This window comes from Streptomyces sp. YKOK-I1 (genome assembly GCF_054660435.1).
This window is the reverse complement of sequence record NZ_BAAGDR010000001.1, coordinates 6,683,811-6,700,928: the sequence shown is the minus strand read 5'-3', so window position 1 is coordinate 6,700,928 and position 17,118 is coordinate 6,683,811. Positions and strand designations below refer to the sequence as shown.

General features: G+C 70.0%; 16 protein-coding genes. 2 read left to right on the top strand and 14 right to left on the bottom strand.

What is annotated here, in order from left to right; translation table 11 throughout:
• Positions 1-76: 76 nt before the first annotated feature.
• The 3 genes from ACYQ8Q_RS29965 to ACYQ8Q_RS29955 form a co-directional block, all read right to left on the bottom strand.
• Entirely contained in the window at positions 77-487 is a 411-nt protein-coding gene (locus ACYQ8Q_RS29965) for a DUF6113 family protein (protein ID WP_460069144.1), read from the bottom strand.
• Positions 487-1,377 (bottom strand): N-acetyl-1-D-myo-inositol-2-amino-2-deoxy-alpha-D-glucopyranoside deacetylase, encoded by an 891-nt coding sequence (mshB, locus tag ACYQ8Q_RS29960; RefSeq protein WP_460069142.1) that lies wholly within the window; start codon positions 1,375-1,377, stop codon positions 487-489. Before mshB ends, ACYQ8Q_RS29965 begins: the two co-directional genes overlap by 1 nt.
• Before the next feature lie 564 nt (positions 1,378-1,941).
• Complete coding sequence (locus ACYQ8Q_RS29955) at positions 1,942-2,136, bottom strand: hypothetical protein (protein WP_055635483.1); 195 nt, start codon at positions 2,134-2,136, stop codon at positions 1,942-1,944.
• Positions 2,137-2,316: 180 nt separating this feature from the next.
• Here ACYQ8Q_RS29955 and ACYQ8Q_RS29950 point away from each other — a divergent pair, with 180 nt between their 5' ends.
• Entirely contained in the window at positions 2,317-4,500 is a 2,184-nt protein-coding gene (locus ACYQ8Q_RS29950) for a S9 family peptidase (RefSeq protein WP_460069140.1), read from the top strand.
• A gap of 169 nt (positions 4,501-4,669) precedes the next feature.
• Here the strand turns inward: ACYQ8Q_RS29950 and ACYQ8Q_RS29945 are convergent, their stop codons facing one another.
• From ACYQ8Q_RS29945 to ACYQ8Q_RS29920, 6 genes are all read right to left on the bottom strand, one after another.
• Positions 4,670-5,698, bottom strand: coding sequence for an ABC transporter ATP-binding protein (locus ACYQ8Q_RS29945; protein WP_460069138.1), 1,029 nt, complete (start codon positions 5,696-5,698; stop codon positions 4,670-4,672).
• Positions 5,691-6,665 carry an ABC transporter ATP-binding protein gene (locus tag ACYQ8Q_RS29940; RefSeq protein WP_460073544.1) on the bottom strand — a complete coding sequence of 325 codons (975 nt, stop codon included), beginning with the start codon at positions 6,663-6,665 and terminating at the stop codon, positions 5,691-5,693. Before ACYQ8Q_RS29940 ends, ACYQ8Q_RS29945 begins: the two co-directional genes overlap by 8 nt.
• Before the next feature lie 893 nt (positions 6,666-7,558).
• Positions 7,559-8,503 carry an ABC transporter permease gene (locus ACYQ8Q_RS29935; RefSeq protein WP_460069136.1) on the bottom strand — a complete coding sequence of 315 codons (945 nt, stop codon included), beginning with the start codon at positions 8,501-8,503 and terminating at the stop codon, positions 7,559-7,561.
• Positions 8,496-9,419 (bottom strand): ABC transporter permease, encoded by a 924-nt coding sequence (locus ACYQ8Q_RS29930; protein WP_460069135.1) that lies wholly within the window; start codon positions 9,417-9,419, stop codon positions 8,496-8,498. Before ACYQ8Q_RS29930 ends, ACYQ8Q_RS29935 begins: the two co-directional genes overlap by 8 nt.
• Before the next feature lie 6 nt (positions 9,420-9,425).
• Positions 9,426-11,048 (bottom strand): peptide ABC transporter substrate-binding protein, encoded by a 1,623-nt coding sequence (locus ACYQ8Q_RS29925; RefSeq protein ID WP_460069133.1) that lies wholly within the window; start codon positions 11,046-11,048, stop codon positions 9,426-9,428.
• A 166-nt stretch (positions 11,049-11,214) separates the two neighbouring features.
• Positions 11,215-11,454, bottom strand: coding sequence for a helix-turn-helix domain-containing protein (locus ACYQ8Q_RS29920; protein WP_460069130.1), 240 nt, complete (start codon positions 11,452-11,454; stop codon positions 11,215-11,217).
• A 428-nt stretch (positions 11,455-11,882) separates the two neighbouring features.
• Between ACYQ8Q_RS29920 and ACYQ8Q_RS29915 the strand changes: the two genes are divergently transcribed.
• Positions 11,883-12,398, top strand: coding sequence for a hypothetical protein (locus ACYQ8Q_RS29915; protein ID WP_460069128.1), 516 nt, complete (start codon positions 11,883-11,885; stop codon positions 12,396-12,398).
• Positions 12,399-12,405: 7 nt separating this feature from the next.
• Here ACYQ8Q_RS29915 and ACYQ8Q_RS29910 read toward each other — a convergent pair whose 3' ends face one another.
• The 5 genes from ACYQ8Q_RS29910 to ACYQ8Q_RS29890 form a co-directional block, all read right to left on the bottom strand.
• Positions 12,406-12,792: a VOC family protein gene (locus tag ACYQ8Q_RS29910; protein WP_460069126.1), complete on the bottom strand. Its 387-nt coding sequence runs from the start codon at positions 12,790-12,792 to the stop codon at positions 12,406-12,408.
• Between the two features lie 109 nt (positions 12,793-12,901).
• Positions 12,902-14,047 (bottom strand): ABC transporter ATP-binding protein, encoded by a 1,146-nt coding sequence (locus ACYQ8Q_RS29905; RefSeq protein WP_460069124.1) that lies wholly within the window; start codon positions 14,045-14,047, stop codon positions 12,902-12,904.
• A complete protein-coding gene (locus ACYQ8Q_RS29900) occupies positions 14,040-15,092 on the bottom strand; it encodes an ABC transporter ATP-binding protein (RefSeq protein WP_460069121.1) in 1,053 nt (350 codons plus the stop codon). Before ACYQ8Q_RS29900 ends, ACYQ8Q_RS29905 begins: the two co-directional genes overlap by 8 nt.
• 11 nt (positions 15,093-15,103) lie before the next feature.
• A complete protein-coding gene (locus tag ACYQ8Q_RS29895) occupies positions 15,104-16,051 on the bottom strand; it encodes an ABC transporter permease (protein WP_460069119.1) in 948 nt (315 codons plus the stop codon).
• Positions 16,044-16,976: an ABC transporter permease gene (locus tag ACYQ8Q_RS29890; RefSeq protein WP_460069116.1), complete on the bottom strand. Its 933-nt coding sequence runs from the start codon at positions 16,974-16,976 to the stop codon at positions 16,044-16,046. The genes ACYQ8Q_RS29895 and ACYQ8Q_RS29890 overlap by 8 nt, the downstream gene beginning before the upstream one ends.
• Positions 16,977-17,118: the final 142 nt, after the last annotated feature.

The following is a 17,118-nucleotide window of genomic DNA, read 5'->3' as shown; positions in this document are numbered from 1 at the left end:
CTTCTGGCGCGTATCCCACGGCCGCCGTTGAAAACCCACACGGGACCCGCACGGCCGCGCCCTGCGAAGTGGTACGTCACTTGCCAAGTCGGACGTCGCGGCGGTCCGGTTGCCTCCCCGGCCCAAGGGTGGCGCAGATCACAGCCAGAGCCATACCGCCGAGCAGGAAGAGGTAGGAGCCGCCTCCCGCGCCGAACAGGAAGTCCCCTTCGGGACGGCCCGCGGTGCACACGATCACGGCGATCATCCAGCCGGCGGCCGGCGCGACCGCCCCGGCACGGCTGTTCGCGGCCCGGGCGCCGCCGAGGAAGAGCCCGGCCGCACCGGCGAGCGCGAGCAGCAGTCCGCCGGGGAACCAGCCGGCCTGCACGAGCGCGCCGGCCAGGCCGGTGACCGCGCCGAGGACGAAGAGCCCGAGGTAGGCGGCGATCCGCCCGGCGGAGGGCCGCTGGAGGGGCTGGGCGAGCATCGAACCGGGACCGGACATCAGGCGCCCCTCTCGTTCCCGACCTCGACCCCGGCGAACAGGTCGCTCTCCCTGTTCCCCACCCGCTCCCCGGGCTCCCCGCGCACCAACTCGTAGTACTCGGTGGTGAAGAGGGGCTGGGCCAGCTCGTTGGAGAGGGCGAAGAAGCGCTCGCCGGGGGCGACCTCGATCTGGGTGGCGTGCGCGCGCATCGCGGCGGCTTTCGCACTCGCATACGCCGTGCCGTCGATCGCGGTGGTGATCCGGTCGTCGTCGACGACACCGGGTACGTCGGCGACGGCGGCGCTCTTGCCGAAGGGCAGCGTCGGCAGCTCCTCCCGGAGCCGCTCGAAGGCGGCCTCGGCGACGGAACGCGGCACGCGGTTGTAGTAGACCTTCGGAACGCTCCAGCCGCCCCCGGTCCCGGCGGCGAAGTCGACAGCCCTGAGCGCGACACGGTGGGCCTGGATGTGGTCGGGGTGGCCGTAGCCGCCGTTGTCGTCATAGGCGACGACGACATGGGGACGGACCTCGAGGATCACCTCGGCGAGCGCGGCGGCGGCCTCGTCGACACTGGCCTGCCAGAAGCAGGCGGGGTCGTCGTTGTCGGCGATCCCCATCATCCCGGAGTCCCCGTACCGCCCCACACCGCCGAGCAGCCGGAAGTCCCCGACACCGAGCGCGGCCATGGCGTCGGTCAGCTCCCGCAGCCGGTGCTCACCGAGGGCGGCACCGGTCAGATGCCGCAGCTCGGGCGGGATGACCTCCCCCCGCTCGCCGAGCGTGCAGGTCACCAGGGTCACCCGAGCACCCTCGGCCGCGTAGCGGGCCATGGTCGCGCCGTTGTTGATCGACTCGTCGTCCGGGTGCGCGTGCACCAGGAGCAGACGCCGAGCGGGCAGTTCCGTCATGGGGCCACCCTACGAGGCGACACCCGCCCGGCGGCCATCTCCCTCCCCGGGAGACTCAGGCGTCGTCTTCCGGCTCGGTGTAGAGATCCTCGGCGGCGGCTGCGGTCGCCGCCCGGGTGAGCCAGATACGCGTGAGGTCCGGGCCGTCACAGGCGGTGATGCGCTCGCGGATCCCGTGGCGCGCCCAGCGGGGTGCCGGCGACAGCCTCGGGCACGTCGAGCAGAGCGGTGGACAGGGCCTTCAGTATGCCCTCGACGACCGCTTCCTTTGCGTGAGTGATGGCGGACAGCGCAGGTCCACTGCTCGGGGCCGCCGTCATCGCCACCGTGGGGCGGCAGTTGAAGCTTGGACGGGGGTCTGTCGGGATGCGGGCCGGGAAGTAGCTGGAGAGCGGGAAGCGGATCCCCCGGCCCTTCGGAAGAACTCCCGTGCCGGCACTCAGCTTTGTGCGGGAAGAGGCCGCACTAGCGTGATGCAGGACCTGGCGTGGTTCAAGAGCAGCTACACCGACGGCCCCCGCCTCCAGCTCTCGCCGAAGGCATGGGCCGACTTCGTGTCGTGCGTCAGAACTTGATACTGCCGATCATGCTCGCCACGCTCGTCGTCAGATCGTTGATCGTCCCCGCCATCGTCGAGGAGGCGAGGTAGAAGCCGAGCAGCATGCAGACGACCGCATGACCGCCCTTCAGTCCTGACTTCTTGATCAACAAGAAGACGATGATCGCCAGCAGCACCACCGCCGAAATCGAGAGTGCCACGGCGGCTCACCTCCAAGAACCCGGGAACGTGGGGGCAGGAACAGAACGAGGGAACTTGTAAATCCATACAACTGCCAGCAGGTTCATACCCACAGTGCGCTAGTGATCATAACTACGAGTACGTGCGCATCTCTCGGCGCACAGCCGCACAAGGGGGCGCATGGCCAATATGGTCGTGGGATGACGACCGAGTCCGACTCCTTCCCCCGCCGGCACGCGCGCACCCAGCGTTTCACGCTCGGCGCGCCGCGTTCGTTCACGGTGGCCCCCGACGGCTCCCGGGTCGCGTTCCTGCGCTCCGGCTCCGGTACGGATCGCGCGGGCGCCCTGTGGGTGCTCGATCCCGCGGACGGTGCGGAGCGGGTCGCCGCCGACCCGCGTGGCCTGCTCGGGGGTGCCGAGGAGAACCTCCCGCCCGAGGAGCGGGCGCGCCGGGAGCGCAGCCGTGAGGGCGGGGCCGGGATCGTCGGCTACGCCACCGACGAGGCCGTGGAACTGGCCTCTTTCTCGTTGTCGGGGCGGCTTTTCACGGCCGAGCTGAGGGCCGGTACGGCACGTGAGATCCGGGTGCCGGGGCCGGTGGTCGATCCCCGTCCGTCCCCCGACGGGCGACTCGTCGCGTATGTCGCGGGGGGTGCGCTGCGGGTGGTGGGCGCCGAGGGCGAGGACGACCGGGCGGTCGTGGAGCCGGAGTCCGGCACGGTTTCCTATGGATTGGCCGAGTTCGTCGCGGCGGAGGAAATGGCGCGTTCGCGGGGCTTCTGGTGGGCCCCGGAGTCGGACCGGCTGCTGGTGGCGCGGGTGGACGACACGCCGGTGGAGCGGTGGTGGATCTCAGACCCCGCACAGCCGAAACGTGACCCACAACACGTGCCGTATCCAGCTGCTGGGACGGCCAACGCGGAGGTCCGGCTGTTCGTGTTCGGGCTGGACGGGGTGCGCACCGAGGTCGTCTGGGACCGGGCGCGGTACCCGTATCTGGCGCGAGTGCACTGGTCAGGGGCGGGTGCGCCGCTGCTGCTCGTCCAAGCGCGTGACCAGCGCAGCCAGCTGTATCTGGCGGTGGACACGGAGTCCGGGGCCACCCGGATGGTGCATGCCGACGAAGATCCGATTTGGCTGGATCTTTTCCCTGGGGTGCCGTGCTGGACCCCCTCGGGGCGGCTGGTCCGGATCGCCGACGAGGGCGGCGCCCGGGTCCTCGCGGTCGGCGAACGTCCGTTGACCGGAGCACAGTTGCACGTACGGGCGGTGCTGGACGTCTCGGACGAGGATGTACTGGTCTCGGCTTCGGCGGGTGCGGAGGCGGAGAGCCCGGAAATCGGCGAGGTGCACGTCTACCGGGTCAACGAACTCGGGGTCGAGCGCCTGTCGCAGGAGCCCGGCGTGCACTCCGCCGTGCGCGCCGGGGGCGTGACCGTGCTGGTGTCCGCGGGGCTCGACCGGCCGGGGAGCAGCGTGCGGATCCTGCGCGACGGCGACCGAAGGGAGATGGGGGTCCCCCCGGCCGGAGGCTGGGGGAGGGCGGCGACTGTCCGGTCGTATGCGGAAGATCCCGGTCTGTCCCCGCGCGTGATCCTCACCGAGGGGGGCGCACGGCGGATCCCGTGCGCCGTGCTTATGCCTACGGACTACCCCGGTGACACCTCGCACCCCTCCGCACCCCTGCTGCCCGTCCTCCTCGACCCCTACGGCGGCCCCCACGGCCCCCGGGTCCTCGCCGCCCACAACGCGCATCTGACCTCGCAGTGGTTCGCCGACCAGGGCTTCGCGGTGGTCGTCGCCGACGGGCGGGGCACCCCGGGCCGCTCCCCCGCCTGGGAGAAGGCCGTCCACCACGACTTCACCGTCAGCCTCGACGACCAGATCGAGGCGCTCCAGGACCTGGCCAAGTCGCACCCCCTGGATCTGACCCGGGTGGCGATCCGCGGCTGGTCCTACGGCGGCTGGCTGGCAGGGCTCGCGGTACTGCGCCGCCCGGACGTCTTCCACGCGGGCATCGCCGGCGCCCCGGTCACCGACTGGCGGCTCTACGACACCCACTACACCGAGCGCTACCTCGGCGACCCGGCGGCGAACCCCGAGGCGTACGCGAAGAGTTCGCTCGTCACCGACGAGGGACTGTCCGCGCCCGCCGAGCCGCACCGGCCGCTGATGATCGTGCACGGCCTCGCCGACGACAACGTGGTCGTCGCGCACGCCCTGCGGCTCTCCTCGGCGCTGCTCGCGGCGGGCCGGCCGCACGAGGTGCTGCCACTGTCCGGCGTCACGCACATGACCCCGCAGGAGCAGGTCGCCGAGAATCTGCTGCTGCTCCAGGTGGACTTCCTGAAGCGCTCGTTGGGGCTCGCCCCGCGCGCATAGGCACGGCAGGGCAAGGAGGCAAAGGCAACGGGCCGGGATGACATGGCGCATCCCGGCCCGTTTACGGCACCCGCACGGCCGTACGCTGTTCAGACTGACGCGTCCGTATATCGGAACCGGGTCAGCCAAGTTGCCTGCGTGTTAACGCAATTACGGTACAAATGTGCGGTTATGGGCCGTGGCTGCCATGATCGGCCCCGGCGAAGTGGCAGGCGGAGGCGTGCGCGGCGGGCCCGCCGAGGTCCCTCAGGGGCTCCGGGACGGCGAGCACGGGCACCTCCTGGGCGCATCGCTCGCGCGCCTTCCAGCAGCGGGTGCGGAAGCGGCAGCCGGAGGGCACGTCCGTCGGGGACGGGACGTCTCCGGTGAGGATGATCCGCTCGCGGCGCACCCGGGCCTCCGGGTCGGGGACCGGGACCGCCGACAGCAGCGCCTGGGTGTAGGGGTGCGTCGGACGGTCGTAGATCTGCTCGTCGGAGCCGATCTCCACGATCCGGCCGAGGTACATCACCCCGACCCGGTCGGAGATGTGCCGGACGACCGACAGGTCGTGGGCGATGAAGAGGTACGACAGCTCGAACTCGGCCTGGAGCCGGTCGAGGAGGTTGACGACCTGGGCCTGCACCGAGACGTCCAGCGCGGACACCGGTTCGTCGGCGACGATCACCTCGGGGCGCAGGGCGAGGCCGCGGGCGATGCCGATGCGCTGGCGCTGGCCGCCGGAGAACTGGTGGGGGTAGCGGTTGATGTGCTCCGGGTTGAGGCCGACCACGTCGAGCAGTTCCCGCACCCGGCGGCGCCGGTCGCCCTTGGGGGCGGCCTCGGGGTGGATCTCGTAGGGCTCCCCGACGATGTCACCGACCGTCATCCTCGGGTTGAGGGAGGTGTACGGGTCCTGGAACACCATCTGGATGTTGCGGCGGACCGCCTTCAGGGCGCGCCCGGAGAGCCGGGTGATGTCCTCGCCCTTGTAGCGGATCCGGCCGCGCGTCGGGCGTTCCAGACTGACGAGCAGCTTGGCGACCGTGGACTTGCCACAGCCGGACTCGCCGACGATGCCGAGGGTCTCGCCCTTCCCGAGCGCGAAGTCGACGCCGTCGACGGCCTTCACCGAGCCGACCCGCTTCTTGAACAGGACGCCCCGGGTGAGCGGGTAGTGCTTGTACAGCCCGCTCACTTGGAGAATCGGCTCAGTCATGCAGGCACTCCCTCCAGAAGTGGCAGGCGCTGCCGCGGTCCTCGTCCACCGGGTGCAGCGGCGGTACGTCGGTCCGGCAGGCGTCCCGGGCCGCCGGGCAGCGGGGGTGGAAGGCGCAGCCGGGCGGGATGTCCATGAGGCTGGGCGGGAGGCCCTTGATGGCGTGGAGTGCGTGGCCCTTGCGGTCGAGGCGGGGGATGGAGTCGAGGAGTCCCCGGGTGTACGGGTGGGCCGGGGCCCGGTAGAGGTCGTGGACGGGGGCCGACTCGACGATCCGGCCCGCGTACATCACGGCGATGCGGTCGGCGACGTCGGCGACCACGCCGAGGTCGTGGGTGATGAGGACGAGGCCCATCCGGGACTCGCGGCGGAGTTCGGCGAGGAGGTCCATGACCTGGGCCTGGACGGTGACGTCGAGGGCGGTGGTGGGCTCGTCGGCGATGATCAGGGCCGGTTCGAGGGCGAGGGCCATCGCGATCATGATGCGTTGGCGCATGCCGCCGGAGAACTGGTGCGGGTAGTCGCCGGCCCGCTGCCGCGCGGCCGGGATGCGGACGCGGTCCATCAGCTCCACGGCCCTGGCCCGCGCGTCCTTCCTGGACATGCCCCGGTGGACGACGAACATCTCGCCGAGCTGGTCGCCGACGGGGACCACCGGGTTCAGGGAGGACAGCGCGTCCTGGAAGATCATCGCCATCTCGGCGCCGCGGATCCTGCGGCGCTCGTCCTCCTTCATCCTGAGCAGGTCCCGGCCCTTGAACAGCACCTCGCCGCCGGTGATCCGGCCGGGCGGCGCGTCGAGGATCCCCATCACCGCCTGCGCGGTCACCGACTTCCCGGATCCGGACTCCCCGAGCACCGCGAGCGTCTCACCGGCGTCCACGGTCCAGCTGACCCCGTTGACGGCCCGCGCGACCCCGTCCCGCGTCCGGAACTCCACCCGCAGATCCCGCACATCGAGCAACACGTCCCCACGGGAGTACGGCTCCACGAACTGCGCCTCCCCTGCTTCCCCTGCGTCCAGCGGCATGGCCGGGTCACCTCCACCTAGGGCGTGTTGCGAAAGTCCCGCCTGCCGCCCGACGCCCGGCAGGCCCGCCCTCCGGGCGGACGACGGGACTTTCGCAACACGCCCTAGGGCCGGGACGACGGGACCGGACCGAAGTCCGGCAGAACACCTGCACACCGGCCGCGCCGCGTAGGAGACGGTCGAACCCCACCGAACGGCAGCCCGCACGCCGAACCCCACAGGACACCGGCACCCCGCCCCGCGCCCCGCGCCTCGCCGTGTCGCCCCGCCTGCCGGGCCACGCGATGGCAGCCGTGACACGGAGGAAGCCACCGAACGAGCCCCGGAGACGGCCCACCACCGGGCCACCGAACCAGGCGCCGGGCTGGGAGTCGAGCCGGACACCAGACCGAAAGCCGGACCGGACGCCGAGCCGAAAGCCGGACCGCACGCCGGAACGAGAGCCGGGCCGGGAGTGGGGCCGGAAGCCGAGCCGAAAGCCGAGCCGAAAGCCGGACCGCACGCCGGACCGGACGCCGAGCCGAAAGCCGGACCGGGGGTGGGGCCGGACGCCGGACCGAGAACCGGGCCGAAAGCCGGACCGGGGGTGGGGCCGGACGCCGGACCGAGAACCGGGCCGAAAGCCGGACCGAGAACCGGGCCGAAAGCCGGACCGGGGGTGGGGCCGGACGCCGGACCGAGAACCGGGCCGAGAGCCGAGCCGGACGCCGAGCCGGACGCCGGGCCGGGTGCCGGGGCGGGTGCCGGGGCGGGTGCCGGGGCGGGAGTGGGGGCGGGAGTGGGGGCGGGAGTGGGGTCCGGGGTCCGGGGGGCGTTGTCGCATCGCTCCGTCACCTCAGCTTCGGGTCGAGGGCGTCGCGGATCGCGTCGCCGAGCATGATGAAGGCCAGGACCGTCAGGGCGAGGGCGCCGGAGGGCCACAGGAGGGCGTGGGGGGCGTTGCGGACGTAGGGGGAGGCGGCGGAGATGTCGATGCCCCAGGAGACCGTGGGGGGCTTCAGGCCCACGCCGAGGTAGGAGAGGGTCGCCTCCAGCGCGATGTACGTGCCGAGCGCGATGGTCGCGACGACGATCACGGGGGCCACCGCGTTCGGGGCGATGTGGCGCAGGAGGATGCGGGAGGAGGAGGCGCCGAGCGCGCGGGCCGCCTGGACGTAGTCGTGCTGTTTCGCCGTGATCACCGAGCCGCGGGCGATCCGGGAGATCTGGGGCCAGCCGAGCAGCACCATGAAGCCGATGACCGGCCAGACGGTGTCGCTGCTGACCACGGAGAGCAGCACCAGCCCGCCGAGGACCACGGGGATCGCGAAGAAGACGTCCGTGACGCGGGAGAGGATCGCGTCCCCGGCGCCGCCGAAGAAGCCGGCGAGGCCGCCGAGGACGCTGCCGAGGGCGGCGACCCCGAGGGTGGCGAGGACGCCGACCGTGACGGACGCACGGGCGCCGTAGACCGTGCGGGTGTAGACGTCGCAGCCCTGGCCGTCGTAGCCGAAGGGGTGGCCGGGTCCGGAGCCCTCCTGGGCGTGGGCGAGGTCGCACTTCAGGGGGCTCTCCCAGGTGATGGCCGAGGGCCACAGGGAGATGAACAGCAGGAAGAGGATGATCAGGGAGGAGGCCAGGAAGACCGGGTTGCGGCGCAGGTCGCGCCAGGCGTCGGACCACAGGGAGCGGGGTCTGCCCGTCGGGCCGGCGGCCGGGGCCTTCTGAAGCGGCAGCGGCTCCCCCACCGTCAGCCCGGGTGCCGCGATCTCGCTCTCCGGCTCCAGTTCAGGCATAGCGGATCCTCGGGTCGAGTACGGCGTACAGGAGGTCGACGAGCAGATTGGTGACCAGGAAGACGAGGACCAGGACGGTGACGAAGCCGACCACCGTCTGGGTGTTCTGGCGGAGGATGCCCTGGTAGAGCTGGTAGCCGACGCCGTGGATGTTGAAGATGCGCTCGGTGACGATCGCGCCGCCCATCAGGAAGCCGATGTCCGCGCCGATGAAGGTGATCACGGGGATGAGGGAGTTGCGCAGGAGGTGGCGGGTGACGACCCGTCGGCGCGGCAGCCCTTTGGCGACGGCCGTGCGGACGTAGTCGGAGCGCCGGTTCTCGGCGATCGAGGTCCGGGTCAGCCGGGTGACGTACGCCAGCGAGACCGAGGCCAGGACCAGGCCGGGGACGAGGAGTTCACCGAAGGCGGCGTCCGGGGAGACGGAGGGTCTGATCCAGCCCCACTCGACGCCGAGCAGCAGCTGGAGCAGCAGCCCGGTGACGAAGGTGGGCACGGAGATCACCACGAGGGTGGCCAGCAGCACCCCGGTGTCGACGGGGCGGCCCCGGCGCATCCCGGTGATCACGCCGAGGGTGATCCCGATGACGATCTCGAAGAGGATCGCGACCAGCGTGAGGCGTGCGGTGACGGGGAAGGCCGTCGCCATCAGCTCGGTGACCGGCTGGCCGTTGAACGCCGTACCGAAGTCCCCGGTGAAGACGTTCCCCATGTAGGTCAGGTACTGCTGCCAGACCGGCCGGTCGAGGCCGAACTCCTGCTTGAGCTGGGCGGTGGTCGCCGCGTCGCACTGCCGTTCGCCGCACAGGCCCGCGACGGGGTCGCCCATCACGTTCACCATGAGGAAGATCAGCAGCGTCGCCCCGAGGAACACGGGCACCATCTGCAGCAGTCGCCGGACGACGTACCGCCCCATGGCGGGTCAGCCGACCTTGATGTCGGTGTAGACGGGAACCGAGAACGGGTTGAGCCGGACGTCGGTGAGGCGTTCGCCGTAGCCGCCCGTACCGTTCTGGTACCAGAGCGGGATGGCGGCCATGTCGTCCCGGACGACCCCCTCGGCCTGCTGGAACAGCGCCACGGCCTTGGCCGGGTCGGTCTCGGCGTTGGCCCGGTCGACGAGCCGGTCGAACTCCTTGTTGGACCACTTGCCGTCGTTGGAGGGGGCGTTGGTGTAGTAGAGCGGCTGGAGGAAGTTCTGGATGAGCGGGTAGTCCATCTGCCAGCCGGCCCGGAAGGGGCCGCTCAGCTTCTGCCGGGTGGTCTTGTTCCGGTAGTCGGCGAAGGTGCCGATCGGGCTGCCCGCGCAGGCCCGGTCGTCGCCGAGGACGTTGTTGATGGAGTTGCAGACGGCGTCGACCCACTGTTTGTGGGAGCCGGCGTCCGCGTTGTACGTGATCCGCACCTGTCCGCCGGGCAGTCCCCCGCCCTCCTGGATCAGCTCCTTGGCCCGGGCCGGGTCGTAGGTGCACCACTCGCCGCACAGCCCCTTGCTGTCGCCGCCCTTGATCCCGAGGACCGGTGACGTCCAGTCCGTCGCCGGGACCCGGGTGCTCTGGTAGATCGTCCTGGTGATCCGGTCCCGGTCGATGGCCATGGACAGTCCCTTGCGGACCTTGTCCATGCCGGGCTTGGCCCACTCCTTGTCGTAGTAGGGGAAGGCGATCGTCTGGATGATCCCGGCGGGCTGGTTGAGGTACCGGCCGCCGAGGTCGCCCGGGGCGTTCTTGAGCTGGGCGGCGGGCACGTCGTCGGTGAGGTCGAGGTTGCCGGCCAGCAGGTCGGTGTAGGCGGTGTTCGGGTCGGTGTAGACCTTGAGGGTGACCCCGCCGTTGCGCGCCTTGTCCGCGCCGGGGTAGTCGGCCCGGCGGACGAGGTTCATCTGCGCGCCCCGGGTGTACGAGGCGATCGTGTAGGGCCCGTTGCCGACCGGCTTCTTCAGCCAGGCCTCGTGGTCGTCGAAGAACGCCCGGGGCAGCGGCGAGAAGACGGCGTAGCCGAGGGTGTCGGGGAAGGACGAGAACTTCTGGCTGAGCCGCACGGTGAACGTGCGGTCGTCGACGACCTTCAGCCCGGACAGGGTGTCGGCGCTCTGCGTCCCCGTCTCCGGGTGGATCCGGTCGTAGCCCTCGATGTACTTGAAGAACTCGGCGGCCTTCTGCGCGTTCTTCAGGCTCGCCCCGTAGTTCCAGGCGTCGACGAACGAGCGCGCGGTCACCTTCTCGCCGTTGCTGAACGTCCAGCCGTCCTTCAGGGTGACCGTGAAGTTCTGCGAGTCCGGTGTCTCGATGCTCCGCGCCAGCATGTTCTGCGCCTGGGCGGTCTCGGGGTCGTACCGCTTCAGACCGCGGAAGATCATGTCGAGGACCTTGCCGCCCTGCACCTCGTTGGTGTTGGCGGGCTCCAGCGGGTTCTGCGGGTCGCCCCAGGAGGAGGTGAGGACCTCGCTGGTGTCGCCGCCGCTCCCCCCGCCCCCGCAGGCCGCCGTCGCGAGCAGGGCGGCCGCCGCGCACACGGCCCACTTGGCTTGCGTGGCTCCTCGCATGGAGTGCCTCCTCTTGACTGGCGCCGGACCCAGGAGTGCCTTGATCCTTTACCAGCCAATATCGGCACAAGGTGGTTTCCGTGCATGTTCACCCCACCCGTACGGGTGCGAAGGGGCGTCAGAAGGAGGACCCCGAACGGCTCGGCTGAGCCGTTCGGGGGGGTGTCTAGCTCGGTACGGCCTTGAAGACCACGTGCACGCCGCCGTGCGGTGACATGGAGATCAGCAGGTTCGACGACAGGGCCGCCGCCAGCCGCTCCAGCAGCGGCAGGGTCGGCACCCCGCGGCCGCACTCCATGCGCGAGAGCGCGCCCTGTGTCATGCCCGCCTCGGTCGCGAGGCGTTCCTGGGTGAGCCCCAGCTCCAGCCGCCGGGCCCGCACGGCCGCCCCGAAGGGCCGCCCCACGCCACCGGCTCTGCGTTCCGCTGCAACCAACAATTCGTCACTCCCCGTTTGTGTCTGACCAACGATCAGGACTCAGGGCGTGCGGGGCGCGGTTCCTGGCTTGGGGAAGTCTTGAGGGCGCCTTTCATACCGCAAAGCACATGAGGACGCGGGGTGAGACGCTGCTCACTTCATACACGCGATGCGATAGCGACCTTCCGTACGGAGACGGCCAATTCGGCCCGCTCCGACCTGCGGTGACTTCCCGTGTGCACGCTTTGCCCGGTGGCGTCCCGGGCTGTCAATGCGCTGCGGTGCATGGGCGTGTCCCGGCGCACCGCAACCCGTTTGCAGCCCTGTCCGTGCGCGGCCAGTCTGACTGCGCGCTCCCGGTGAGCGCAGCGTTCCTGAAGGGGGAATCTTTCGTGCTGAGAATCTCAAGTGCCCTGGTGAGCACGGCCGTCGTGGCTGGCGGCATCGTGACCGGCGTGGCCGCCCCGGCCTCCGCCGCGTGCGCCCCGAGCCCCGGGACGGGCTACCACATCACCAACAAGTCCACCGTGAGCAAGCCGACCAACCTGCACAGCGAGTGGATGTACGACAACCTCGGCGGCACCCTCACCTACAACCACACCAAGACGGCCACGGTGAGCGCCAGCGGCACCGCCGGGGTGGAGGCCGAGGCCGGGGTCATCTTCGCCAAGGCGAGCACGTCGTTCAGCGTGACCGTCGGCAAGACCTGGGCGAAGTCGAACAGCTGGAGCTACTCGATCCCGGCGAAGAACAAGGCGGGCAAGACCAAGGTCCGCATGACGATGTTCCACGAGTCGAAGAAGTTCAAGGCCACGAAGTACTCGTACTACTACGACGGCCACTGCAAGTACCACGAGAACAAGAAGTGGTCGAAGTGGTTCGTCGCCCCGGTGAAGGCGGACGCCAACGTCTGGGGCCTGGAGTGGAAGTAGCGGCGGCTCAGGGGCCGGCCACCAGCTCGGTCTCGAATCCGTCCGTGTTCTCCAGGTAGGCGGCGTAGTGGTCCGGGCCGCCCGCGTGCGGGTAGCGGTCCGGGAAGAGCGGGGTCCAGCCGTGGGCCGGGCCCTCCTGCGCCAGCGCGTCGACCTGTGCCCGGCTTCCGGCGTGGAACGCCAGGTGGTTGAGGCCCGGCCGCAGCCGGTCGTGGCCGGTGCCCGCGCGCAGCGCCGGGGACTCCTCGACCACGATGTAGAGCGTGCCCTGGCGCCAGCTGCGGCCGCGGTCCCACTCCTGGTACGGCGTGCAGCCGAGCCGGCCCAGCAGCCAGCCCCACTCGGTCACGGCCCGGCGCAGGTCGGGGACCCACAGCTCGACGTGGTGCAGCATCGGCGTCCTTTCTGAAGCATCGGCGTCCTTCTGAAGCAACGGCGTCCTTTCTCCGGAAAGCCCGAAGGCCCGGCACCTCTGCGCGAGGTGCCGGGCCTTGGTGTGTCGCTCACGCCGCGTGCACGACGTCCTTCTCCTCGGCGAAGTGGCAGGCCGACTCATGGGCCGCCGGGGTGTCCTCGCCCCGGAAGCGCTCCGGTACGGCGAGCAGCGGGACCTCGGTCGCGCACTTGTCCTGCGCCTTCCAGCACCGGGTGCGGAAGCGGCAGCCGGACGGCGGGTTCGCGGGCGAGGGCACGTCCCCGGTGAGGATGATCCGCTCGCGGCCCTCACGGGCCTCCGGGTCCGGGACCGGGACCGCCGACAGCAGCGCCTGGGTGTAGGGGTGCGTCGGGTGGTCGTAGATCTGCTCGTCGGAGCCGATCTCGGCGATCTTTCCGAGGTACATCACACCGACGCGGTCCGAGATGTGCCGGACGATCGACAGGTCGTGCGCGATGAAGATGTAGGAGAGGTTGAACTCGTCCTGCAGTCGCTCCATCAGGTTGATGACCTGGGCCTGGACGGACACGTCCAGTGCGGAGACCGGCTCGTCGCAGATGATGATCTCGGGGTTGAGGGCCAGACCGCGGGCGATGCCGATGCGCTGGCGCTGACCGCCCGAGAACTGGTGCGGGTAGCGGTTGATGTACTCCGGGTTCAGACCCACGACGTCCAGGAGTTCCTGGACCTTCCGGCGCCGGTCGCCCTTGGGGGCCACCTCCGGGTGGATGTCGAAGGGCTCGCCGATGATGTCACCGACCGTCATCCTCGGGTTGAGCGAGGTGTACGGGTCCTGGAACACCATCTGGATGTTGCGGCGGACCGCCTTCAGGGCGCGCCCGGACAGCTTGGTGATGTCCTGGCCCTTGTAGAAGATCTCGCCGGCGGTGGCCCGCTCCAGGTTCATCAGCAGCTTGGCGACCGTGGACTTGCCGCAGCCGGACTCGCCCACGATGCCCAGGGTCTCGCCCTGGTACAGGTCGAAGGAGACCCCGTCGACGGCCTTGACCGCGCCGATCTGCTTCTTGAACAGGATGCCCTGGGTGAGCGGGAAGTGCTTCACCAGGTTGCGCACCTGGAGGATCGGCTCACCGCGGTCCACCGGCGCCTCGATCGCGGCGACCGCCTCCGACTCGGAGTGGACGTCGGCGGTCTCCACCTCGGAGACGTTCGGCGTGGTCTCCTGCCCGTCGTTCTTGCTGAGCTCAGCCATGGATCGTCTCCTTCCAGAAGTGGCACGCCGAACCCCGGCCGACCAGTTCGGCGCCGTCCTGCTCGGTCACCGGCACCAGGGCCGGGATCTCCGTGCGGCAGATGTCCTGCGCCTTGGGGCAGCGCGGGTTGAAGGCGCAGCCGGTGGGGATCCGCAGCAGGTTGGGCGGCAGACCCTTGATCGCGTACAGCTCCTGGCCCTTCTGGTCCAGGCGCGGGATCGAGTCCAGCAGACCGCGCGTGTAGGGGTGCGCGGGACGCTTGTAGAGCTCGTGCACGGGGGCACGCTCCACGATCCGGCCCGCGTACATCACCGCGATCTTGTCCGCGACGTCGGCGACCACGCCGAGGTCGTGGGTGATCAGGATCAGACCCATGTTGTACTCGCGCTGGAGCTCCGCGAGCAGATCCATGACCTGGGCCTGGACCGTCACGTCGAGGGCCGTGGTGGGCTCGTCGGCGATGATCAGGTCCGGCTCCAGGGCCAGCGCCATGGCGATCATGATGCGCTGGCGCATACCGCCGGAGAACTGGTGCGGGTAGTCGTCCACCCGGGCCGTGGCGGCCGGGATCTTGACCTTGTCCATCAGTTCGATCGACTTGGTCCTGGCCTCCTTCTTGGAGAGGCCCTGGTGCACCCGGAACATCTCGCCGAGCTGGTAGCCGACGGAGAGCACCGGGTTGAGCGAGCTGAGCGCGTCCTGGAAGATCATGGCGATCCGCCGGCCGCGGATGCGCCGGCGCTCCTCGGCGGACATCTTCAGCATGTCCTGGCCGCGGAAGAGGATCTCGCCCTGCGGGATCCGGGCCGGCGGCATGTCGAGGATGCCCATGATCGCCTGCGCGGTCACGGACTTGCCGGAGCCGGACTCGCCGAGGACGGCGAGGGTCTCGCCGGCGCTGACGCTGTAGTTGACGCCGTTGACGGCCTGGACGACACCCTCCCGGGTGGCGAACTCGACGTGCAGGTCACGCACTTCGAGCAGCGGCCCGTCGTCGCCCTCGCGGGGCGCCGGTACCGGAGCGGTTTCTTCGATGATGGTCACGTACGCCTCCCTCAGCGCGTCTTCGGGTCAAGGGCGTTGCGTACCGCTTCACCGAGCATGATGAACGCCAGCACCGTGATGGTGAGCATGATCGAGGGGTACAGCATGATCCACTGCGCCACTCGGATCTGGTTTCCGCCGTCGGAGATGTCGTTGCCCCAGGAGACGCCGTTCAGGCCGAGGCCCAGGAAGGACAGCGTGGCCTCGGAGCCGATGTAGACACCGAGCGAGATGGTGGCGACGACGATCACCGGGGCCAGGGTGTTCGGCAGGATGTGCCGGAACAGGATGCGCGGGGTGCTCGCGCCCAGCGCCTTGGCCGCCTGGACGTAGTCGGACTGCTTGGTGGTGATCACCGCACCGCGCATCACGCGGGCCAGCTGGGTCCAGCCGAAGAAGCCCAGGGCGCCGATGACGACCCAGGCCGTGCGCTCCGGGAAGGAGTTGAGGACGACCATGGTGCCGAGCAGGAACGGGATGCCGAAGAACACGTCCACGAGCCGGGACAGGATCGAGTCGATGATCCCGCCGAAGTAACCGGCGATCATGCCGATGAGACCGCCCGCGACCGTCACGACGATCGTGGTGCCGAAACCGACGGCTATGGAGGCCCGGGCGCCGTAGATGAGCCGGGCGTAGACGCTGCGGCCCTGCTGGTCGTAGCCCAGCCACTCGGGCGAGAAGACCTTCCCGAGCTGCGGCTTCTGCAGGTAGTGCTTGGCCAGGTCGCCGTAGGTCGGGTTGGCGCTGGTGAACCAGCCGGGGAAGAAGGTGATCGTCAGCAGCAGCAGGATCAGCACCGCGGAGATCAGGAAGATCTTGTTGCGGCGCAGGTCCTCCCAGGCATCGCCCCACAGGCTGCGGGTCTTCTCGGCCTTGACCGGCTGCGGGGCGGGCGCGGCGGCGTCGACCGCGTCCGGCGCGGCGGTGGCGGTGTCGGATTTGGTCATGTCAGGCATAGCGAATCCTCGGGTCAAGGACCGCGTAGAGCAGGTCGACAAGGAGGCTGGCGACGAGATAGACGAGGACCAGGATGGTCACCAGGCCCACGAGGGTGGTGCCTTCCCGGCGGACGATCGACTGGTAGATCGTGCCACCGATGCCCTGGATGTTGAAGATGCCCTCGGTGACGACGGCGCCGCCGAGCAGGGCGCCGATGTCGGTGCCGAGGTAGGTGACGACCGGGATCAGCGAGTTGCGCATGAGGTGGACGCCGACCACCCGGCGGCGGGGCAGGCCCTTGGCGATGGCCGTGCGGACGTAGTCGGCGCGCATGTTCTCCGCGATCGACGTACGGGTCAGCCGGGACACATAGGCGAGGGACGCCGTGGCCAGCACAATCGCGGGCATCAGCAACTCACCGTAGTTCGTCGGGTCGTTGACGTTCGGTTCCAGCCAATGGAGCTCGTCGGCGAAGATCCACTTGAGGATGAAGCCGAGGACGAACACCGGGACCGAGATCAGCAGCAGCGTGACCATCAGGACCGAGGTGTCGGCGGCCCGTCCGGCACGCAGGCCGGCGAAGACGCCGAGGCCGATGCCGAGGACGAGCTCGATGACGAAGGCGAAGCCGCCGAGCCGCAGGGTCACCGGGAAGGCGTCCCCGAGGACATCGGTGACGGGCCGCCCGCTGCCGATCTGCGTGCCGAAGTCGGCGTGCAGGATGATGCCCTTCATGTAGTCCCAGTACTGGACCAGGATCGGCTGGTCGAGGCCGTACTGGTGTCTCAGCGCGGCGATGACCTGAGGGCTTCCGCCCTTGTCGCCGAACAGCCCGCGGACGGGGTCGCCGGGCAGGGCGTAGACCATGAGGAAGATGAGCAATGTGGTCCCGATGAAGACCGGGATCATCTGGAGCAGTCGTCGTGCGACGTAGCGCCCCATCGTGCCTCCATAAAAAAGTCACAGCGGCAGCATGCGGGCCCTTTCCCCGCGTACCGCCCGGCGATACGTGTGGAAAGGGCCCCCCGGCCGCTGCCGTGGCGGCCGGGGCGCGCTGTGCGCGCCCCGGCCGACGGGCTGTCTG